General features: G+C 58.8%; 16 protein-coding genes. 11 read left to right on the top strand and 5 right to left on the bottom strand.

Features of this window, described 5'->3' with window-relative positions; translation table 11 throughout:
• Positions 1 to 225 precede the first annotated feature (225 nt).
• Entirely contained in the window at positions 226 to 1,569 is a 1,344-nt protein-coding gene (locus H585_RS0106790; protein WP_027367270.1) for a UDP-glucose dehydrogenase family protein, read from the top strand.
• A gap of 368 nt (positions 1,570 to 1,937) precedes the next feature.
• Here H585_RS0106790 and H585_RS0106785 read toward each other — a convergent pair whose 3' ends face one another.
• Positions 1,938 to 2,159: a hypothetical protein gene (locus H585_RS0106785; RefSeq protein WP_005983275.1), complete on the bottom strand. Its 222-nt coding sequence runs from the start codon at positions 2,157 to 2,159 to the stop codon at positions 1,938 to 1,940.
• 302 nt (positions 2,160 to 2,461) lie between these two features.
• Here H585_RS0106785 and H585_RS0106780 point away from each other — a divergent pair, with 302 nt between their 5' ends.
• The 10 genes from H585_RS0106780 to H585_RS0106735 all read left to right on the top strand — a co-directional run bounded on the left by H585_RS0106780 (position 2,462) and on the right by H585_RS0106735 (position 14,671).
• The gene (locus H585_RS0106780) at positions 2,462 to 2,938 is read left to right on the top strand and encodes a chemotaxis protein CheW (protein ID WP_014260723.1); all 477 of its coding nucleotides are present in this window, start codon (positions 2,462 to 2,464) and stop codon (positions 2,936 to 2,938) included.
• A gap of 271 nt (positions 2,939 to 3,209) precedes the next feature.
• Positions 3,210 to 6,686: a transcription-repair coupling factor gene (gene mfd / locus H585_RS0106775; protein ID WP_027367269.1), complete on the top strand. Its 3,477-nt coding sequence runs from the start codon at positions 3,210 to 3,212 to the stop codon at positions 6,684 to 6,686.
• Positions 6,687 to 6,744: 58 nt separating this feature from the next.
• On the top strand, positions 6,745 to 7,869 hold the full coding sequence (locus H585_RS0106770) for a peptidylprolyl isomerase (RefSeq protein WP_014260725.1): 1,125 nt from the start codon (positions 6,745 to 6,747) through the stop codon (positions 7,867 to 7,869).
• Positions 7,817 to 8,830, top strand: coding sequence for a SurA N-terminal domain-containing protein (locus tag H585_RS0106765; RefSeq protein ID WP_338042132.1), 1,014 nt, complete (start codon positions 7,817 to 7,819; stop codon positions 8,828 to 8,830). Before H585_RS0106770 ends, H585_RS0106765 begins: the two co-directional genes overlap by 53 nt.
• A 42-nt stretch (positions 8,831 to 8,872) precedes the next feature.
• Positions 8,873 to 9,826 carry a helix-turn-helix domain-containing protein gene (locus H585_RS0106760; RefSeq protein WP_027367268.1) on the top strand — a complete coding sequence of 318 codons (954 nt, stop codon included), beginning with the start codon at positions 8,873 to 8,875 and terminating at the stop codon, positions 9,824 to 9,826.
• Positions 9,827 to 9,861: 35 nt separating this feature from the next.
• Positions 9,862 to 10,608 carry a DNA repair protein RecO gene (gene recO, locus H585_RS0106755; RefSeq protein WP_027367267.1) on the top strand — a complete coding sequence of 249 codons (747 nt, stop codon included), beginning with the start codon at positions 9,862 to 9,864 and terminating at the stop codon, positions 10,606 to 10,608.
• A 40-nt stretch (positions 10,609 to 10,648) separates the two neighbouring features.
• Positions 10,649 to 11,533: a glycine--tRNA ligase subunit alpha gene (gene glyQ / locus H585_RS0106750; RefSeq protein ID WP_027367266.1), complete on the top strand. Its 885-nt coding sequence runs from the start codon at positions 10,649 to 10,651 to the stop codon at positions 11,531 to 11,533.
• Positions 11,534 to 11,538: 5 nt separating this feature from the next.
• Positions 11,539 to 13,629: a glycine--tRNA ligase subunit beta gene (gene glyS, locus H585_RS0106745; RefSeq protein WP_027367265.1), complete on the top strand. Its 2,091-nt coding sequence runs from the start codon at positions 11,539 to 11,541 to the stop codon at positions 13,627 to 13,629.
• 139 nt (positions 13,630 to 13,768) lie between these two features.
• Positions 13,769 to 14,038 (top strand): 30S ribosomal protein S20, encoded by a 270-nt coding sequence (gene rpsT, locus H585_RS0106740; protein WP_005983294.1) that lies wholly within the window; start codon positions 13,769 to 13,771, stop codon positions 14,036 to 14,038.
• Positions 14,039 to 14,287: 249 nt separating this feature from the next.
• The gene (locus H585_RS0106735) at positions 14,288 to 14,671 is read left to right on the top strand and encodes a hypothetical protein (protein ID WP_027367264.1); all 384 of its coding nucleotides are present in this window, start codon (positions 14,288 to 14,290) and stop codon (positions 14,669 to 14,671) included.
• A 396-nt stretch (positions 14,672 to 15,067) separates the two neighbouring features.
• On the opposite strand, the gene H585_RS0106730 is transcribed toward H585_RS0106735, so the two are convergent.
• The 4 genes from H585_RS0106730 to H585_RS0106715 all read right to left on the bottom strand — a co-directional run bounded on the left by H585_RS0106730 (position 15,068) and on the right by H585_RS0106715 (position 19,421).
• Positions 15,068 to 15,607, bottom strand: coding sequence for a hypothetical protein (locus H585_RS0106730; protein ID WP_244432492.1), 540 nt, complete (start codon positions 15,605 to 15,607; stop codon positions 15,068 to 15,070).
• A 473-nt stretch (positions 15,608 to 16,080) separates the two neighbouring features.
• On the bottom strand, positions 16,081 to 16,755 hold the full coding sequence (locus H585_RS0106725; RefSeq protein ID WP_027367263.1) for an SPOR domain-containing protein: 675 nt from the start codon (positions 16,753 to 16,755) through the stop codon (positions 16,081 to 16,083).
• 30 nt (positions 16,756 to 16,785) lie between these two features.
• Positions 16,786 to 18,447, bottom strand: coding sequence for an arginine--tRNA ligase (argS, locus tag H585_RS0106720; RefSeq protein ID WP_027367262.1), 1,662 nt, complete (start codon positions 18,445 to 18,447; stop codon positions 16,786 to 16,788).
• Between the two features lie 41 nt (positions 18,448 to 18,488).
• A complete protein-coding gene (locus tag H585_RS0106715; protein ID WP_014260734.1) occupies positions 18,489 to 19,421 on the bottom strand; it encodes an ACP S-malonyltransferase in 933 nt (310 codons plus the stop codon).
• Between the last annotated feature and the right edge of the window lie 88 nt (positions 19,422 to 19,509).

Genomic DNA, 19,509 nt, shown 5'->3' with positions numbered 1-19,509 from the left:
CCCGGGGGCGTGAAGGCGGCCGCCATGGGATATAAGCCCCCGTTCGGTAAACTATGTTTTATAATCCCTATCCCTGCGTAAGTAAACCGATGGGCTTGGGTTTGCCCTCATCGAGATCCCGCGCTCCCAATCCGAACAGTTGACGTGAATAAGCGCTGCAACGTATTTGTCCTCTTTTGGGCCAGTTCTTTGCGGTGCCCAAAACATTGAGGAGACAGAATACACATGAACTTATGTATAGTGGGAACCGGCTATGTCGGCCTGGTTTCGGCCGCTTGCTTCGCCGAGATGGGCAATACCGTCTGCTGCGTGGATGTGAACCCCAAGGTCGTGGACATGTTGCGCCAGGGTAAGGTGCATATCTATGAGCCGGGACTCGAGCAACTCGTGCAGCGCAATACGTCCGAAGGACGGCTGACCTTCACCACCGATCTCGCCGAGGGTCTGGAAAACGCTTTGTTCGTGTTCGTTTGTGTAGGAACTCCTTCCAGGGCGGACGGCTCCTGCGACCTGAGCTACGTGCATCAGGTCGCCAGGCAGGTCGGCCAGGCCATGAAGGACTACAAGATCGTGGTGGACAAATCCACGGTGCCCGTGGGTACGGCTGACCAAGTCAAGGCTCTGATCGGCGAAGAGCTTGCACGGCGAGGCCTGGATTTGGAGTTCGACGTGGTGTCCAACCCCGAGTTCCTCAAGGAAGGCGATGCGGTCAGCGACTTCATGAAGCCCGACCGGGTCGTGGTGGGCACCGAAAATGTGCGCACGGCCAAGCTTCTTGAGGCCCTCTACGCGCCCTTTGCCAGGAGCCGCGACAAGCTCGTCGTCATGGGCGTGCGTAGCGCCGAGATGACCAAGTATGCGGCCAACTGCATGCTGGCCACCAAGATTTCCTTCATCAACGAGATCGCCAACATCTGCGAGCGCGTCGGGGCGGACGTGCGCGACGTGCGCATGGGTATCGGTTCGGACAGCCGCATCGGCTACCACTTCATCTATCCCGGCGTGGGTTACGGCGGATCGTGCTTCCCCAAGGACGTCAAGGCGCTCATCCGCACGGCCAGGGAGCACGATTTCACGCCGCAACTCCTGGAAAGCGTCGACGAGGTCAACGACCGCCAAAAGCTCGTGCTGCCTGGCAAGATCAGGGCCTACTTCGCCGAGCAGGGCGGGGTGGAAGGCAAGACGCTGGCTTTGTGGGGACTGGCCTTCAAAGCCAGCACCGACGATGTACGCGAGGCTCCCGCCTTGGCCATGATCCGCGCTCTGACCGCTGCGGGCATGCGCGTGCGCGCTTTCGACCCCGTAGCTGGGGCCACTGCGCGTCAGGCGTTGGGAGAGAACGATCTCCTGGAGATCAATGGCAAGGATCAATACGCGATCTTGGAAGGGGCTGACGCCCTGGCCGTGGTCACGGAATGGAACCAGTTCCGCAATCCGGACTTCGGGCGCATGAAGAAGCTGCTCAAGGCTCCCATTGTTTTCGATGGCCGCAATCTCTATCAACCCGAGACCATGGCTGCCAATGGCTTCGCATATTTCGGCATCGGCCGGAAACCCGTGGCGTCATAGAGCATTTTGCTTTTGAAAATGCTCGGCAAGCCATGCGTCGGCATGGCTTGCCGTTTGCTTCGGCGCAGGCGCAATTCACTTGCGCCGTCAGCGCCGGAGCGGACGTCTTAAAAGCAATCTGCTCTAGAATAGCGACCGGCGATGGTCCGTCTGTGCGTAAAACCATGACGGACCATCTCAAGGTCGGCTGCAAGGCTGCGCTCTCAACAGCATAAGCGCCGCCGACATGTGCTTTGATCGGTATTTTTCCGGTCTGCCGGAGCATTGCAAAGGCGCGCAATTGACAGGCCCTAAGGTCGTTCAGGAGCATTCGTGGCGGTAACCTGCTGGCTGGAAGGCAAGGATAAGTATGAGTGGAAGCCCGGCGTTCAGCTCCGAGTCAGGGATCTGAGGCAGGATCGAAGCTGGAGTTCTTGGAGGATGAGGCGTTCGTATTCAAAATTCGAGTCGTCCTGGATACCGGCTTCCTCCTCCAGGAACCTGTCCAGATGCTGCGTTTCTTCCCAGAAATCGAGCAATTCCTCGTCTCCGAGGGTCTTGATTTGCTCTTCCAACGGGTAGCTATCATGTTCCGCCATGAATTGCCCCATGCTCGGCGTCCTCCTTGGGTAGTCAGGCGGCTTTCCTGATACGGTCGTCCGATTATGCTGAAAGACATGGCGAATGGCAACTGTCTCAACTGCCTTGCACGCGAGCGGACATGACTCGCGCGTCCGGTCAAGATTGATATTGCGCAAGTTGCGCATCGCTATATGATCAAAATATCAGCAGGCGAAACCAGGCTCAATGGAGTTGCATTCACAATTGCAACCCGCTATGGTGCTTCTTAACCGACTGCATATAATTTAGGCATACCGCAGGGACATGCCAGACAATTTTTGTGAGGCCCGTCATGGAAGCAACGCAGAAAAGGCAAGATGTCGAGCTGATGCAGCTCGTGACCTTCAGTATTGGAGATGAGGAATTCGGGGTGGATATCCTTAAGGTGCAGGAGATCATCCGCACCATGGAGATTACCAGGGTTCCCCGCGCTCCAGCCTTTGTAGAAGGGGTCATCAACCTGCGCGGCAAGGTCATTCCGATCATTGATTTGCGCAAGCGTTTCGGGTTGCAGGCCAGGGGCCACGACAAGAACACCCGCATCATCGTTATCGAAATCAGCAACATGATCGTGGGTTTTGTCGTCGATTCAGTCTCCGAGGTCCTGCGCATACCCGCAAGCACGGTGGAACCGCCTCCGCCCATGGTCGCGGGGCTCGAATCCGAGTATATCAGCGGTGTGGGCAAGCTTGAGGACAGGCTGCTTATCCTCCTTGACTTGAACCGACTGCTGAGCCGTGAGGAACGTAGCGTCCTGTCGCAGGTCTAGAGCAGATTGCTTTTAAGACGCCCGCTCCGGCGTTGACGGCGCAAGTGAATTGCGCCTACGCCGAAGCTAGCGGCAAGCCATGCCGACGCATGGCTTGCAGAGCATTTTCAAAAGCAAAATGCTCTATCCGTAGCGAGTTCGTGGAGAATGCTTTCTGGCCGCCCGTGGCGCTTGCCGCGGGCGGCTTTTTGTGTTCCAACGCCTTGCCACTTCGGGCGCGGGACATACTTAATCCGGTGCCGATCATGTATCTGCCAGGAGCCCTGCGAGATTGCTGCCCAAAGAAATAAATCACTTCCTAGCACGCAAGACTGACCATTTGCGCGTGTTCAAGAGCGGCCATGGAACGCAGGCCCTCTTGGCGCAGAGCCTCGTGTCCAAAGGCGAGAACGTGGTCTTGCTCGTGCCCGGTCCGCGAGAGCTGCACGAAGTTCGCGCTCTGCTGCACCTGCTTTCCCAGGCCGGACAACGCTCCGGTCAGACCACTGGACCCGTCTGGGAGCGCTCTTGGTGCTGGTTGCCGCCCATGGAGCCCAAGGAGCCCGAAGCTGCGGCTTGGGCGGCAATATGGCCGGCGCTTTACGCCTTGGCTCTGGGCGGCAAGGGCAGGGGCGTCATCCTTACGGTGGACAACCTTCTCGCCAAATGGCCGGCGCCCAAAGTGGCCGACCTGGCCACCATGGCCCTGCGTCAAGGAGAGGATATCTCTCCGGAGATGATCCTGGAACAGGCCGCGGCCTGGGGCTACCGCAGGGAAGGCATGGTTACCGCGCCAGGCGAGATGGCCATGCGCGGCGACATCCTGGACATCTTCGCCCCTGGCTACGATCAGCCGTTGCGCCTGGAGTTTTTTGGCGACACCCTGGAGCAGATCAGGCTCTTCGACCCGTCCTCCCAGCGTTCGCGAGCCGACCTCAAGGAGGCCACGGTCCTGCCCGTAGCGCCGGCTGTTCTGGCTGGGGCTCATCCCGCCGAGGCCATGAGCTACTGGGACCATCTCAAGACCACAGGGCAGATTAACGAGCTGGTCCGCGATGAGCTACGCCGCAAGCTTGAGGGCCACAGCGGCTTTATTTTTCCCGGCCTCTATTACCCCAAGGCCGTGAACCTGAAGTCCTATTTCGCCGAGGATAGCATCTATCTGCTGTCTGGAGCTACGGAACTTCGTTCGCGCGTCGAGGAGGCGCACTGGGCCTGGCAGGAGTTCCTGGATGGCCGCAAGCGCGACAAGCGCCAGGTCGTCGCCGGCTCGACCTTGATTTGGCCCGAGGCCGAGGCGCGCAAGGTCTGGACCGAGAGTCGCCAAGTTTTGTTTGAAGACTTGGTGCTGGGCCAGAAAAAGGACGGGCTGGATCTGCCGGAGAAGTCCCTGGAGCAGTTCACGGACCTCTTTTGGCAACCCGAGCAGCGAAACCGGCCCTGGAGCGCCTTGGTCAAAGCCCTGCAGGACTGGCGCACGTCCTCACGGCAGACGATCCTCAGCTTTCATACCGAGCGTACCCGCAAGAAGTTTTTGACCTTGGCCGAGCAGGAAGGCCTGTTCTTTTCCTGCGAGCATTCCCTGGATTCCACCGGCCTTTTCGCCCTGGTCTCGCCGCTCAAGAAAGGCATGGAACTGCCCTGGGCCGGCGTGCGCATTCTATCCGAGGATATTCTCCAGCCGTCCAAGGACAAGGCCGTGGTGGCCACGGACAAATCCTTCAAGGGCATGGCTACCTATGCGGAGCTGCGGCCTGGCGATTTGCTCGTGCACCGCGATTACGGCCTGGGCAGATTTGGGGGGCTGGAACGCTTGACCATCGGCGATGTAGCCAACGACTACCTGCTCATCCACTTTGACGGCGAGGATAAACTCTTCCTGCCCGTGGACCGGCTTCGGCTGGTGCAGCGCTACCAAGGGCCCGAGGGCCAGGACCCGTCTCTCGACAGCTTGCGCGGAACTCGTTGGAAGCACACCACGGAGCGAGCGAAAAAGGCTATCGAGAAGATCGCTCAAGAGCTGGTTGAGATGTACGCCTACCGCAAGGTGGCCAAAGGATACGCATACGGCCCGATCAACGAACTCTATCCGGAGTTCGAGGCCACCTTTGGCTTCGAGGAAACGCCTGATCAGGCCAGGGCTATCCGCGACGTCATCGAGGATATGGAGCGAGCGGAGCCCATGGACCGGCTCGTGTGCGGCGACGTAGGTTTCGGCAAGACCGAAGTGGCCATGCGCGCCGCCTTCCGCGCCGTCCTGGACGGCAAGCAGGTGGCGCTCTTGTGCCCGACCACGGTACTCGCCGAGCAGCACTACCTGAATTTCAAGAACCGCATGCAGGGTTTCCCCATCTCCGTGGCCATGCTCAGCCGCTTCGTGCCCAAACCCAAGCAGAAGGCCGTGCTTCAGGCCGCTGAACGGGGGCAGGTGGACATCCTCATCGGCACCCACCGCATGCTCTCCAGCGACGTGTCCTTGCCGAATATCGGTTTGCTTATTCTGGATGAAGAGCAGCGCTTCGGGGTCAAGCACAAGGAGAAGCTCAAGGAACTCAAGAAGAACGTTGATAGTCTGACGCTCACGGCCACGCCCATCCCGCGCACCTTGCAGCTCTCTCTGTCCGGCATCCGCGGCTTGAGCGTCATCGAGACTCCGCCCGTGGACCGCAAGCCGGTTGAGACGGCCCTGGTGGAGCGCGACGCGGAAATGCTCAAGACCATCCTGGCCCGCGAGATGGAGCGCGGCGGACAGATCTTTTGGGTGCATAACCGGGTGCATTCCTTGGCCGAGGCCGAGGACTACGTGCGTAAGCTTGCGCCCGACGCCCGCATCGGCCATGCCCACGGTCAAATGCCTGAACGCCAGCTTGAGGAAACCATTCACAAATTTTGGCACGGCGAGTTGGACATTCTGGTCTGCACGGCCATCATTGAATCCGGTCTTGATTTTCCTAACGCCAATACCATGGTCGTGGATCAGGCGCATATGTTCGGCTTGGGCCAGCTCTATCAGCTTAGGGGCAGGGTGGGCCGATCGGACCGTCAAGCCTACGCCTACTTCGTCGTGCCGTCCCTGGACTCATTGAGCGACCTGGCCAAGAAAAGATTGCAGGTCATCCTGGACATGGACTTTCTGGGTGCCGGTTTCCACATCGCCATGGAGGATCTGCGCTTGCGCGGCGCCGGCAACATCCTGGGCGAAGCGCAGTCTGGGCAGATCGCCAGAGTGGGCCTGGACCTTTATCTGGAGATGCTGGAAGAAGAGGTACAGCGGCTCAAAGGTGAGGTCCGCCACGAATTGGTGGAGCCAGAGATCAATTTCGTCTTCCCGGCGCATATTCCCGAGAAGTTCATCCTCGACCCCGGCGAGCGGCTGCGTTATTACCGGGCGCTGTCCTCGGCACGCTCGGATGATGCCATGGCCGAGATCGCGGGCGAGATGCGCGATCGCTTCGGCCATATTCCTCAGGAGTTGGAAAGCTTTCTGGCTGTGCTGTCCCTCAAGCGCGCTCTCACCCAGATGCAGGTCGTGCGCGCTGACCTCTATCCGGGACGTGCCGTGCTGACCTTCCTCCAAGACAACCAGGTCGTAGCCCCGGAACAGCTCTTGTTTTGGTTGCAAAGCCGGCAATCCTGGGCGAAACTCATGCCGCCCAATAAGCTTGAGGCGCGTTTTGGAGAGAAGGATTCCATTGCCAGGGGCTTGGAGTACCTGAAAATGGAGTTGGAGCAACTGCGGCTCCGCGCACCGGCCGCCGCGAGTTCATGAACAGGCCACATCAGCCGGCAATTAAGCAGACAAGCAGTCAAGCAGGTAAATAACCGCCATGCTCAGAGCCACGCGCCTCTTGATGGCCCTTCTGGCTTCGATCATCGTCACGGCCTGTTCTTCGGACCGTAGCGAGCCAGGCGTCATCGCCATGGTCAACGGGCGTCCTATCCATCTCAATCAGTTGGAGTACAAGTATGACATCATGTACTTGGACTCCACCGATGACCTGAATCCGACGGTCAACCAGCTGCGTACTGATTACGGTACCATCCTGAGTGATCTGATTATTCAGGAGCTGATCATTCAGGAGTTGGCCGACCGGGGCCTGGAAGTGACCGATGAAGAGCTGAACAAGGCCGAAGATTCGGTGCGCAAGGATTATCCCGAGGGTGCTTTCGAGGAGATCCTGGTGGAGGAGTACATTGATATTTCCTTCTGGCGTAAGGAATTCAAGGCACGAATCTCCATCGAGAAATTCTTGCAGCAGGTGCTCCGGCCCTCCATCAAAATTGATTATACCGAGGCGGACTCCTATTACAGGAGTCACTTGTCGGACTTCTATCTGCCTTCGCGGCTCAAGTTCCTGATCATCACCGGGCCGAGCAGGGAACTCGTGCTCAAGGCCACGCAACTCTTCTCTAAGGGCGAGGCTGCGGCCGACATTGCCGCCAAGCTCAAGGAAGTTGAGGTCCGCCAACTACGGATGCGCGAAGACAGGCTGCCTGCCAGCTGGCTTAACGCCCTGGCCAACCTGGAGCCGGGCGAAGCTTCCAGCGTGCTTACCGAAGAATCCAAATTCCATCGTCTCATTCTTGTGGAGCGCAGCCCTGCCAAGGTTCTGGATCCCACGCAGGCCTATCCCTTAGTGGAGCAGGTCCTGCTGGACCAGAAGATGCGCGATGCCTTCAATGCTTGGTTGGCGCGCAAGCTTGAGGTCGCGACCATCACAATCAGCAAGCACTTGCTGGAGCAGGTCGAGGACGAGCAGGACGACCAGCCTTCCCAGGATGAGGGAGAATTCATGGGTGAGCCCCTCGAGGCTGATGCCGAGATGCCTGCGGAGGCGCCCATAGTAGGCGAGGAGCAGGAGTATCCAGATCAGATGGTGCCGGACCAGATACCAGCGGATGAGGACGATGATCTTGAATCCATACCTGTACCTGCAAAAAACGGCAGTTGACTTGAACTCATCATTTTATTGGAGAGGGATTCCCGCCCAGGTGTTGCTTGTCACCTGTGCCCTTATGCTGGCTTGCCTTCCCGCGCGCGCGACCGAGATCGTGGACAGGATCGTCGCCGTGGTCAATGGCCAAGTCATCACTTCATATGATCTCGACCGGGAACTCGCACCCTACCTCATGCAGCTAAGTGGCCGAAAGCTCAACGCACAGGACGAGCAACAGCTTACCGTAGTACGCAAGAAGCTTTTGGACAGGCTCGTGGACGACATCCTCCTGCTCATGGAAGCGAAACGACTGAACTTAGAGGTGAACGACACGGAAGTGGAGAATCACATCCGCCAGTTCAGGCAGTCCAACAGCATGACGGAAGAGGATTTGGGCCGGCAGCTGCAGCGCGAGAACATGACGCGCGAAGAGTACAAACGTAACATCAGGGAGAGCATGCTGCGCCACAGGGTTCTCTCGTTTATGGTTCGCCGGAAAGTTCTTGTGACGGACGAGGAGATTCTGCGCTATTATGATGAGCATAAAAGCGATTACACCCAGGCTAAGGAAGTCGAGCTCGGTCTGATTCTGCTTCCGCCAAACGAGGACTCGGATGGACTAGTGCAGCGGCTCGGTAAGGCTGAAATCAGCTTCGAGGAGGCAGCCAGGAAATATTCAAAGGGTCCTGGTGCCCAGAGCGGCGGAAGTATCGGCAGACTCAAGTGGTCGGAGTTGGCTTCCCAATGGCGCGAGGCGCTGGCCCAGATCCACCCGGGCGAAATAAGCGAGCCTTTCAGCATTGACGGCAATAAGGCCATTCTTAAGCTCAAGGCTATCATTCCGGGCAAGGAACGCTCCTTGGATGAGGTCAGGGAAGAGATTCGCCAGAAGCTTTACGATCCCAAGTATGCCGTCCAATATGCTGAGTACATGCAGGATCTCAAGACAAAAGCAATCGTCGATATACGTTTTTGATTAACCACTGTTAACCGAGTCTTCAAGTTGGGGGAGTTTTCAATGGAGCTGCGCGAGATTGGAACCATGTTGCGCGAGGAACGCGAGAGACGCGGCTTGGTGCTGGAAGATATCGCTCAGCAGACGAGGATCAGCCTCTCCAGCCTGCAAGGAATTGAGAGCGGCTTGAGCGAGCTGCTTCCGCATCCGGTCTATGCCAAGGGATTTATAAAAGTTTACGGCCAATATTTGGGAATGGACCTGAGCGAAGCCTTGAGTGATTTTGCAACCGGCACAACCAGCGGCCAGTATCGACCAGTGTATCGCCAGGCTGTGCCTGATAGGGAGGAGGACCATCCCGAGGTGCGCTCCCTGCGTACGGGCAATCGCATGAGTGTGGCCGCATTCGCCCTGCTTGTGGTCGCCGCTGGCGCTACCTATTGGTACTTTTCCCACACAGCGGGAAGCGCACCGGCGACACGGCCGGCCGAGTCTCAGGAGCTGGAAACGCAGCTGGTTCCGACTGCACCAGTGGATGCACCCGACGAATCCGCATTCGAACCGGAAGCCGTGGTAAGCGTCGGGTCCGAATCCACGGCAGCCCAACTTGTTGAAGCCGCTCCGGCCGCAGCCGTTGAGCCAAGCGTTGCAGCTATCGTCCAACCGGAGCCGGTTCAACCTGCTCCGGTCGAGACGCCGAAGCCGGCGACTCCGTCCCAACCGGCTCAGGCCCCGCTTGCCAGCCCAGCTCCCCAGGCTCGGGCGGCCGAGGATCAGCCTGCCGCAAGCAGCATCCTCGTGGTGCAGGCCCGCGAAACGTGCTGGCTGCAGGCGACGCACGCTGACGGAACCGTGCGCGAGTATATGCTGCAGCCCGGCGGACGTGCACGTCTGAACTTTAACGGGTCGCTTAGCCTCATGCTTGGAAACGCCGGTGGCGTGGATCTTGTTCTCAATGGCCAGCCCTACGCTCTGAATGCTCAACCAGGCCAGGTGCGGCGGCTGACGCTGCCTTAGCTGCAGCATTGCGCCAGGGGTGGCGCCAGGCAGAGATGGAATTCACCGAGCATGGACTTATTCTCAAAGTCGGTCGCTTCCGGGAATACGACCAGTGGGTGCGCCTGCTGACACCCACCAGAGGCATTCTGACGGCCTTTGCCTTTGGCGGAAGCCGCAGTCGGCGGCGTTTTTGCGGTTGCCTTGATGCGCTCAACCTCGTGCTTTTCAAGGCCCGCTCAAGCCGCAACATGGCATATCTCCAGCTTGAGGAAAGCACGCTTTTGAGCGGTTATCCTCGGCTCAAGGCGAATTTGCCAACGCTGGGCATGGCTGCCAACTGCATCAAGTTCCTGCAGGCCTTCCAGCTTGGAGTCGACACCAGCAGGGCCGTCTACGATCTCACCTTGGCGACGCTCGAGGCACTGGATGATGGCGGGGAGGATCAAGATTTTTGGCCGCTTTTCTTCCGCGCCGCCGTGGCCTTTGAGAGCGGATTTGCTCCTGATTTCAAGTCTTGCCATCTTTGCGGCAAGAATATAGAGCAAATCCCTTCGCCCGTCTTCTGCGTGGAGAGGGGTAGTGTATCCTGCCAAGTGTGCAGGCCGTCCACGGGGCTTGCCTTGCCGGCGAGTAGGGGCACCATGCGCCTTCTCTCTCATCTCCAAGCCACGGGTCCGCGGGAGTGGAGAAGCCTGCGGGTGGTTTCCGAAATCCGCTCAGAGTGCTACGAGATAGTGGACAAGTATGTGCAGTACCATTTGGGCCTGCGTCAGAACGAGCGTGGATTCCATCGGGAGTGACGCTCCGCGGCCCTAAGCACGGCAGTATCGGGGTAGAAGCATGACCTTTCAGGAAGTAATCCTGCGTCTGCAGCAGTTTTGGTCGGATTACGGCTGTGTCATCGGGCAGCCGTTCGATGTCGAGGTGGGGGCTGGAACATTCAACCCGCACACGTTCTTCCGGGTCATCGGTCCCGAGCCATGGAAAGTGGCCTATGTCGAGCCCTCCAGGCGGCCCACTGACGGTCGTTACGGCGAGAATCCCAACCGGCTGCAGCATTACTATCAATTTCAGGTCATCCTGAAGCCCTCGCCCGATGATGTGCAGGATATCTACCTGGCGAGTCTGGCCGCCCTGGGCATCGACACGGCCGCGCACGACATCCGCTTCGTCGAAGACAACTGGGAGTCACCGACATTGGGAGCCTGGGGTCTTGGCTGGGAAGTCTGGCTCAACGGCATGGAGGTGACGCAGTTCACCTATTTCCAACAGACCGGCGGAATTGATCTGCACCCTGTGAGCGTAGAGATCACCTACGGCCTGGAGCGCCTCAGCATGTATCTCCAGGGCAAGGAGTCGGTCTACGACCTGGATTGGAACAAGACCGTAAAGTACGGCCAAGTCCACCACCAGAACGAGGTGGAGCAGTCCAAGTACAATTTCGAGTTCTCGGATGCCGGCATGCTGTTCGGATTATTCAGTTCTTATGAGGGCGAGTGTCTGCGCCTGTGTGAAGTGGGCCTGCCTTGGCCGGCTTACGACTACTGCCTCAAGTGCTCACACGCCTTCAACCTGCTTGACGCCCGTGGAGCCATATCCATCACCGAGCGCACGGGCTACATCGGCCGGGTGCGCAATCTGGCGTCCCGGGTCGCGCGCTTGTACGCCACCCAGCGCAAGGAAATGGGCTATCCGCTGTTGAACACGATGCCGACCAAGGATTGATCGCCATGCCCCAGTTCGTTTTCGAGATCGGGACCGAGGAAATGCCGGCGCGTTTCGTTCCCGCGCTGTCCAGCGAGCTTGCCGCCAGCTTGTTCTCCCGCTTGGCCGAGGCCAAGATCGATTGCGGCGAAATCCACACATATGGCACGCCCCGTCGCCTGGTGGCTATGGTGGCCGATTTGGCCGAGAGCCAGCGCAGCGAGGTGGAGGAGGTCACCGGACCTCCGGCGCGCATCGCCTTCGATGCCGAAGGCAAGCTGACCAAGGCCGGCCTTGGTTTTGCCGGCAGCCAAGGTGTGCCGCCCGAATCCCTATATACAGTGGAGACGGCCAAAGGCGCATATCTGGCGACTAAGAAGGCCACTGGCGGTGCTCGCAGCATCGACATCCTGCCCGCATTATGCCAGGCGGCAGTCTCCGCTCTGAACTTCCCCAAGAAAATGCATTGGGGTAGCGGCGATTTCACGTTCGGTAGGCCCATCCGCTGGATCGTGGCCATGCTCGGCTCGGAGATCATCCGTTTCTCCCTGGCAGGTGTTGAATCAAGCAATTTGACCTGGGGCCATCGTGTCATGGGCGCGGGTCCCTTCGCCATCGCCCGCGCTGAAGACTATCAGTTGGTCATCAGGGAACAGGGCAAGGTGGTCCTGGATCCGACCAGACGCCTGGATATCATTCGCAAGCTTGGTAATGCCTCGGCCGAGGCCGAGGGCGGCAGCGTGGTCTGGAAGCAGAGTCTGCTGGAGGAGGTGGTCAACCTCGTGGAGCACCCCATTCCTGTGCTGGCCTCCTTTGACAAGGCCTATCTGGAGTTGCCGCGCGAGGTGCTGCTGACGAGCATGGAGAGCCACCAGAAGAGCTTTGGCGTGCAGGGCAAAGATGGCAAGTTGTTGCCGTTCTTCCTTACGGTCATCAACCTGGAGCCCAAGGATGAAGACTTGGTGCGCAAGGGCTGGGAGCGCGTGCTCAAGGCTCGTCTGGAGGATGCCCGCTTCTTCTGGAAGGGTGACCTGTCCAGGGATTTTGATTACTGGTGCCGTAAGCTCGACAGCGTGACCTTCCTTGGCCCCCTGGGCAGCATGGGTGACAAGTCGCGCCGCCTGGAACGGTTGTGTGGATACCTTGCCCAGCAGACCAGCCCCGAGTTGCTGCTGGATTTGTCCGCGGCAGGCCTGCTTGCCAAGTGCGATCTGGTCACGGACATGGTGGGCGAGTTCGATACGCTCCAGGGCATCATGGGCGGCATTTACGCGCGCAAGAAGGGCAAAGGCGAAACCGTGGCCCAAGCCATAGCCGAGCAGTATCTGCCCACCGGGCCGGACAGCCCGACGCCGCAGAGTTTGGCCGGCGCGCTGCTGGCTATGGCCGACAAGGCCGATACCCTGGCCGGCACCTTCGGCTTAGACATGGTTCCCACGGGCGCGGCCGATCCCTATGCCCTGCGGCGTCAGGCCCTGGGCATCTGTCGTATCGTAATCGATCATGGGCTGCGCTTGAGCCTTACGGACCTTCTGCGCACGGCCCACGGCGTTTACGGCGATGTGCAATGGAAGCTTGCGCCTGACGAGTCCTTGCGCAAGCTGTTAGATTTCTTCGCCCAGCGCATTAAGGCGTACTTTACGGCCAAAGGGCACGAAACTCTGGTCGTGGAGGCCTGTCTGGGGGCCGGCATAGACGACATCTGGGCCTTTAGCCGCCGCCTGGAAGCATTAAGCGAGTTCAGCCGTGGAGAAGGTTTCGAGCAGGCTGTGCTGACCTTCAAGCGCGCAGCGAACATCATCCGAAAGCAGGGTTCCGAGGCTGGTGTGGCCTTGGACGGAGCCTACGAAAAGAGGCTGCTGGAGAGCGAGCACGAACGGGAGTTGGCTCAGGCTATCGAGGCCGTGAGCCCTCGCTTCGATGCCTTATGGGCTCAGGACGACTACGCTTCTCTCATGAGCCTGCTGGCCGAGCTACGACCTTATGTGGATCGTTTCTTCGATAACGTCATGGTCATGGCCGAGGATCCCGCTTTGCGCCTAAACCGCCTTAATCTGCTCCAGCGTCTAGTGTCCATGCTAGGCAGGTTGGCCGACTTCAACGCGCTTCAAGTGTAATGGTGCACTCTGTCCAGCGCGTGTGCGCTTGACAGGACAAACTATAATGTGTAAGAGCCCTTTTTCGCTAATTGCCGCGAATAAAACCGATAGCGGTAGCCATATTTGAGCAGCGCGGAACAACCGAGGAGAAAAGCACATGGCAAACCACAAGTCCGCCGAGAAGAGGCATCGCCAGAGCCTCAAGGCCAATGCCCGGAACAAGGCTATGAAGACCCGCGTCAGGAACGCCGTCAAGGCCGTACGCACGGCCGTTTCCGAGGGCAACGCCGACCAGGCTTCCGTGGCCCTGACCCAGGCGACATCCATTCTGGACACGGCAGCCCAGAAGAAAGTCATCCACTGGCGCAATGCCGGCCGGAAGGTTTCCCGCCTGTCCCAGGCCGTCAACCAGCTCCGCTCCGCGTAGGCCTCTACTCTTTCAATAGCCGCCAAGCCCGCCGCTTTACCGTGGCGGGCTTTTTGCGCTTGCTTACCAAACCCGGCTGGCCCAGCTGGGTTTTTTCATGTATGCAGATGTCCAACCGGCATATCTCCGCGTGTGCCGCCCACGGCAGGCTTTTCAGGCTAACAGTTGCACCGGCCCGCCTTGGAGCCGTCAAGTGGAACAGCAGCAGATGCCAGCGACTCGCGCCGGGTCAGCGCAGGGAGGGGGATCATGGAGAAGCCAGCGAACGCAAAGAATGAGTTGCTCGCGACGGTCAAGGAGTTCGAGCGGCGGGGCATGGCCAAGGCCATGCTTGCGACCAAGGACCACAAGCATATCATTTCCAGTCTGCGCAAGCGCCTGAGCAGAAAAGACCTCGAAGTTGAGATCATGTTCAAGGAGGTAAACGGCGTCCCCAAGTTCGCGACATTCACTTTTTTGCGGCCCAAGGTCGCCTCTTTCATATTTTTCTCTTACGACGATCAGGGCAAACTATTCGTCAATCGCAAGCTGTTCAACCGCATGTATGAGTTTCTCGAATCGAGCCAGCTTGTTCCCGAGTTCAGAGAGCTCATCATGAGCGAGCAGTTTGATCAGGATCTTTCAAGCAGATAGTGTGGAGACCAAACAAGCGGTTACCCACACCCGCAGATGGTGATCTCAAGACGCGCCTTCCTGTTGTCAATGCTGGTGGATTCGGCTGCAAAGCTTGGGAAGCCTAATTAGAGCATTTTGCTTTTGAAAATGCTCTGCAAGCCATGCGTCGGCATGGCTTGCCGCCGCGTAGGCGTAGGCGCAATTCACTTGCGCCGTCAACGCCGGAGCGGGCGTCTTAAAAGCAATCTGCTCTAGATAAAGCGGCTGACTGACTGAAGCCCGCAAGCCCATGGGCGGCAGCATGCAAGTCATGCATCTACACGCGGCATGGGCTCACAACAGGCGCCTGTTTCAAGGCCGGATGCCGGGCTGTACCAAGCCCAGTATCACCGGCAGCAGTGGATAACTGGCAGATCAGTTTTCCATGAGTCGCTTACGTAAGGGCAGAAGATCGTCACAGCGCGCCGCGCCTGCAGCCCGAGCCTCGGAAGCGAAGAATTCTTCCAGTCTCTCAAACTCTTTTTGCTCGTGGTAGTCCGCTATCCTGACCTTGGAAGCATTGCATTCGCTAGGGCAGAGCAAATCCTCGTGGTTGAAAACGATTTCATTAGGAAATTGGAGAATCTCCACGTTGAACTGGCGACCGCAGGCCGGACAGCACACGAGCAAGCAACGCTCCTCACCGCCGGAATTACCTGTGTCTTGCAGAACAGGTCGAAGATCAAAAAAGCCGAGAAGTTTTAATAAGTCGTCGAGCAGCATTAGGCTTGCCATGGCCCCTCCAGGCTGTGAAACGTCCGCCAATGATGGAATTGGCCGCAGCTTTACATAATCCATGCCAAGGAACTGGCCCGAACGGCCTATGCTGATAACCTGCCGAGGCTTTTGCAATTTGAAGCGCAGGACCCGGAAGGCCTGCTCTGCGGACCTGTGCGCACTTTGATTGGTGTCCACATTCCGTCCATTGCTTGGGGAATTCAGGCGCAAAAAAAGTAGGCGGGCTGTTGAAAAAAAACTGACAGATGGCAGGCGAGGGGTGCGCATAGTATAATTCTCTGCCTGAAAAGCTCTTCATTCTCGATATATTAGAGCATTTTGCTTTTGAAAATGCTCTGCAAGCCATGCGTCGGCATGGCTTGCCGCCGCGCAGGCGTAGGCGCAATTCACTTGCGCCGTCAACGCCGGAGCGGGCGTCTTAAAAGCAATCTGCTCTAGAACAATCCCCTATAGGGCAGACGAGGCCTGGGGCGTCGTTACTCATTCCTTGAAGCTTGGGAAGGTAACGCCCATCTCGCCCATGCAAAAATGGGCTAGCGGGCAGAGACGATTCTCCGGATGAGAAAAATATAAATAAAGCCCTGTAATGGTTGAGGTTGCCTCAACCATTACAGGCTTGAAAGGTCCAGAGCGGCCTTTGCGATAGATTGTTAGAGAGCGTTACGTTTGCGCAGCAGCGGCTTAGGCAAGCCGATCTTGGACAGCTCGGCCAGGGCTGCTTCGTTGTCCCGCTCTGTTCCCTTGATGGTGACGAGCACACGGTACCAGGTAACCCCGTTGACAGGAGCCTTCTCCAGACTCGTGGCAACGCCCTGCGCCATGATTTTGCGCAGCAGGCTTTCGGCTTGGCCTTTATCCTTGAAGGATGCGGCCTGGTAGACCCATTGGCTTTGTGGGGCTTTGACGGCCGAAGCATCCTGGGCCGGCGTTTGAGGCACGGGGGCTATTGCTATCGGAGCCTCCCGGGTTGCCTGCCGTTCGGGCGCGCGCTCCATGGGCGCAATCTCGCTTGGAAGGACAGGCGGGTCTCGGCGCAGGGCCTCATGAAAATTAAGCTCCTCCGGCTGGAGCACCTTGGGCGGTTCGGCGGCGATAGGGGCGCGTCCAGAGTCGGGCATGATTTTGGCGATCTCGGGCACGGCTTGTTCCGGCCTGTAGCCGCGGCCTACAATGATGCCGAAGATGAAGACCCAGACTAGCCCGATGATTACGGCCACGCCCAATGTGACGAGCCCACCAAGCGATAACTCGAGGGTGAACTTTTTGGGTGGTCCATCGCGTCGCAAGGCCTTGAGTGTGAATCTACCTTCTTCTTGTGTGGCCATGACTATACTCCTGTGCGCAACCCGCGCGATCTACATCTGTTCCGGAGCGTTCACGCCAAGCAGCTGCAACCCGTTTCTGAGTACTTGCGCCACTGCGTCGAGCAGCAGTAATCTCGCCAGGGTGAGTTGCGACGATTCCGCACCGAGAACCTTATGCACTGAATAATACCTGTGCAAGAGCGCGGCCAACTCTCGCAGGAAGAAGCTGATGTGGTGCGGGCTGAGCGACTTGGCTGCGGCGTCCACTGCGTCGGGGAAGTGATCCATCAGCTTGAGGAGCTGGATGTCTTCAGGAGTGTCGAGCAGTGCCATCAGCTTGCTCCGATCGACGGTCGGCTGAAGAGCGAGACCCTGTTCGCGAGCCTTTCGGAACACCGAGCGTATGCGTGCATGGGCGTATTGTACGTAGTAGACCGGGTTGTCCATTGACTGCTGCTTGACCAGCTCCAGGTCGAAGTCCAGATGGCTGTCGCTCTTGCGCGTCATGAACATGAAACGCGCACTGTCCACGCCGACTTCCTTGACCACGTCGGCCAGGGTCTCGAAGGTGCCGGCGCGCTTGGACATGGAGATCTGCTCGCCGCCGCGCAGGATATTGACCATCTGCACGAGCACTACCTGCAACTGATCGGCATCCTTGCCCAAGGCCTGCGCCGCGGCCTTCATGCGCGGCACGTAGCCATGATGGTCCGCGCCCCAGATATCCACCAACAGGTCGTAGCCGCGAGAATACTTATCGGCGTGGTAGGCGATATCCGAGGCGAAATAGGTCAGCTCGCCAGAAGACCGGCGCAGTACACGGTCCTTGTCGTCACCGAAGCGCGTGGAGTTGAACCACAGGGCGCCTTCCTGCTCGTAGGCCAACCCCTTGTCCTGGAGCCATTTGATCGTGGACTCCACCTGTCCGGTGTCCACAAGTCGTCTTTCGGAGAACCAGATGTCATGGCTGACCCGGAATTCATTGAGATCCCGCTTGATCCATTTGAGGATGGACAGCATGCCGTGCTCGCGGCAGACATCCATGGCCTGGGCTTCGGGCACCTGCAGGAGCTCGCTGCCGTGGCTCGCCGCGATCTCGGCGGCGATGTCCTTGATGTACTCGCCCCGATAGCTGTCTTCCGGGAGTTCGACGTCCCGGTTAAAGGCCTGCTGATAGCGCACCCAGATGGACATGCCCAGCAGGCGCATTTGGCGGCCTGCGTCGTTGATGTAGAACTCGGTGGTCACATCAAAGCCGGCAAAGCGCAGCACCCGGACCAGGCTGTCGCCCAGGGCCGCTCCTCGGCCATGGCCGAGATGCAAGGGACCTGTCGGATTTGCCGAGACATACTCCACTAGAACTTTCTTTTTCTGGCCCACGTCCAGTGCCCCGAAACGGTCGCCTTGTCCCAGGACATCCTGCAGGATCGACTGCCAAAAGGAGGGTGCAAACGAAAAGTTGAGGAAGCCGGGCCCGGCCACCTCGATTCGCTCGATTTCGGGATGGCTGCCGAGAAGGCGCTCACGCAACTCGGCGGCCACCTCCCGGGGAGGCTTGCCGGCTTGCTTGGCGAGTATCATGGCCGCGTTAGTGGCCAGATCTCCGAACTTGATGTCCTTGGGTGGTTCAAGGCTGACGCCTTGGGGCAGGCTGAGCCCCATGGCCGTAACGGCTTCTTCGAGCAACTTCTTCAGGTGCAGCATGGATTGCATTGGCTTTCCTCGTGTGTGCGTCGAACGGGTGGAAGGGGCTCCTAGAGGGCCTCGACTTGCTCCAGGTTGGCCACGCTTAGGCCCTCGAACCCGTCGCGGTCATCCAGGATCGGCTTGAGCATGCGTGTGAGCACGCCCTTGGGACCCAACTCCACGAAGGTCCGCGCACCCATATCATACTGGTGCCGGATGGTTTTGATCCACAGGACGCTGGAGGTCATCTGCTGGCCCATGAGGCCGCGGACAGCTTCGGGATCGGTCTCGTCGCCTGCAGTGACGTTGAAGATCACGGGGATCTTGGGGCTGCGGATGTCCGCCTTGCGCAAGGCCTTGGCCAGTTCGGCCGCAGCGGGAGCCATGAGCGGGCTATGGAAGGCGCCGCTCACGGCCAGGGGGACGGCCCGGCCCTTGGCCTCCTTGACCAGTTCATTCGCCACGGCCACGGCGTCCTTGTTGCCGCTGATGACAAACTGCAGGGGCGTATTGTAGTTGGCGATACGCAGTTCCTTGCCAGTTTGTTGCGCTGCCTGGGCCACGACGGTTTCCACGGCCTGCTCGTCCAGCTTGAGAATGGCTGCCATGGCTCCTTTGCCGTCACCTGCTTCGCTCATAAGCCGTCCACGGATGGACACAAGCTCCAGGGTGTCTTCCAGCGAGAGCGCCTGGGCCGCGAAAAGTGCCGCGAATTCGCCCAGACTGTGGCCGGCAACGCAAAGCGGGTCCAGCTTTGGTCGGGCCTTGAGCCAGAAGGTCAGGTTCACGGCTGTCAGACCTGGCTGGAGTATTCGCGTATCGGCCATGTCCTTTTCTTCGCCATCCCAAAATATCTCGCGCAGGGCGTGGCCGGAGATCCGCTCGGCGATCTTCCAGACGTCCATGAATTCCTTGCCGGATTCGGCCAGGGCGCGGCCCATGCCTTTTTCCTGTGATCCTTGACCCGGAAAGAGCACGGCTTGTTTGCCAATGAATTGCACTGTAGTAATCTCCTTGTCCTGCGCCGCATCTCGGCGCCGCTGTGAATAGCCGGAATTATTCCACCAGAGAAATACTTGCAAGGGCTTG

It is taken from the genome of Desulfocurvibacter africanus subsp. africanus DSM 2603, assembly GCF_000422545.1.
GTDB lineage: Bacteria > Desulfobacterota > Desulfovibrionia > Desulfovibrionales > Desulfovibrionaceae > Desulfocurvibacter > Desulfocurvibacter africanus.
The sequence above is the reverse complement of the archived record's forward strand: the minus strand, read 5'-3'. Positions and strand labels throughout refer to the sequence as shown.

Coding starts and splice junctions, on each gene's coding strand:
- H585_RS0106765 (WP_338042132.1), top strand. CDS start 7,817: ATGAGGACGATGATCTTGAATCCATACCTGTACCTGCAAAAAACGGCA.
- argS (WP_027367262.1), bottom strand. CDS start 18,447: ATGCAATCCATGCTGCACCTGAAGAAGTTGCTCGAAGAAGCCGTTACG.
- rpsT (WP_005983294.1), top strand. CDS start 13,769: ATGGCAAACCACAAGTCCGCCGAGAAGAGGCATCGCCAGAGCCTCAAG.
- H585_RS0106785 (WP_005983275.1), bottom strand. CDS start 2,159: ATGGGGCAATTCATGGCGGAACATGATAGCTACCCGTTGGAAGAGCAA.
- recO (WP_027367267.1), top strand. CDS start 9,862: ATGGAATTCACCGAGCATGGACTTATTCTCAAAGTCGGTCGCTTCCGG.
- H585_RS0106725 (WP_027367263.1), bottom strand. CDS start 16,755: ATGGCCACACAAGAAGAAGGTAGATTCACACTCAAGGCCTTGCGACGC.
- glyQ (WP_027367266.1), top strand. CDS start 10,649: ATGACCTTTCAGGAAGTAATCCTGCGTCTGCAGCAGTTTTGGTCGGAT.
- H585_RS0106780 (WP_014260723.1), top strand. CDS start 2,462: ATGGAAGCAACGCAGAAAAGGCAAGATGTCGAGCTGATGCAGCTCGTG.
- H585_RS0106760 (WP_027367268.1), top strand. CDS start 8,873: ATGGAGCTGCGCGAGATTGGAACCATGTTGCGCGAGGAACGCGAGAGA.
- glyS (WP_027367265.1), top strand. CDS start 11,539: ATGCCCCAGTTCGTTTTCGAGATCGGGACCGAGGAAATGCCGGCGCGT.
- H585_RS0106735 (WP_027367264.1), top strand. CDS start 14,288: ATGGAGAAGCCAGCGAACGCAAAGAATGAGTTGCTCGCGACGGTCAAG.
- H585_RS0106790 (WP_027367270.1), top strand. CDS start 226: ATGAACTTATGTATAGTGGGAACCGGCTATGTCGGCCTGGTTTCGGCC.
- H585_RS0106770 (WP_014260725.1), top strand. CDS start 6,745: ATGCTCAGAGCCACGCGCCTCTTGATGGCCCTTCTGGCTTCGATCATC.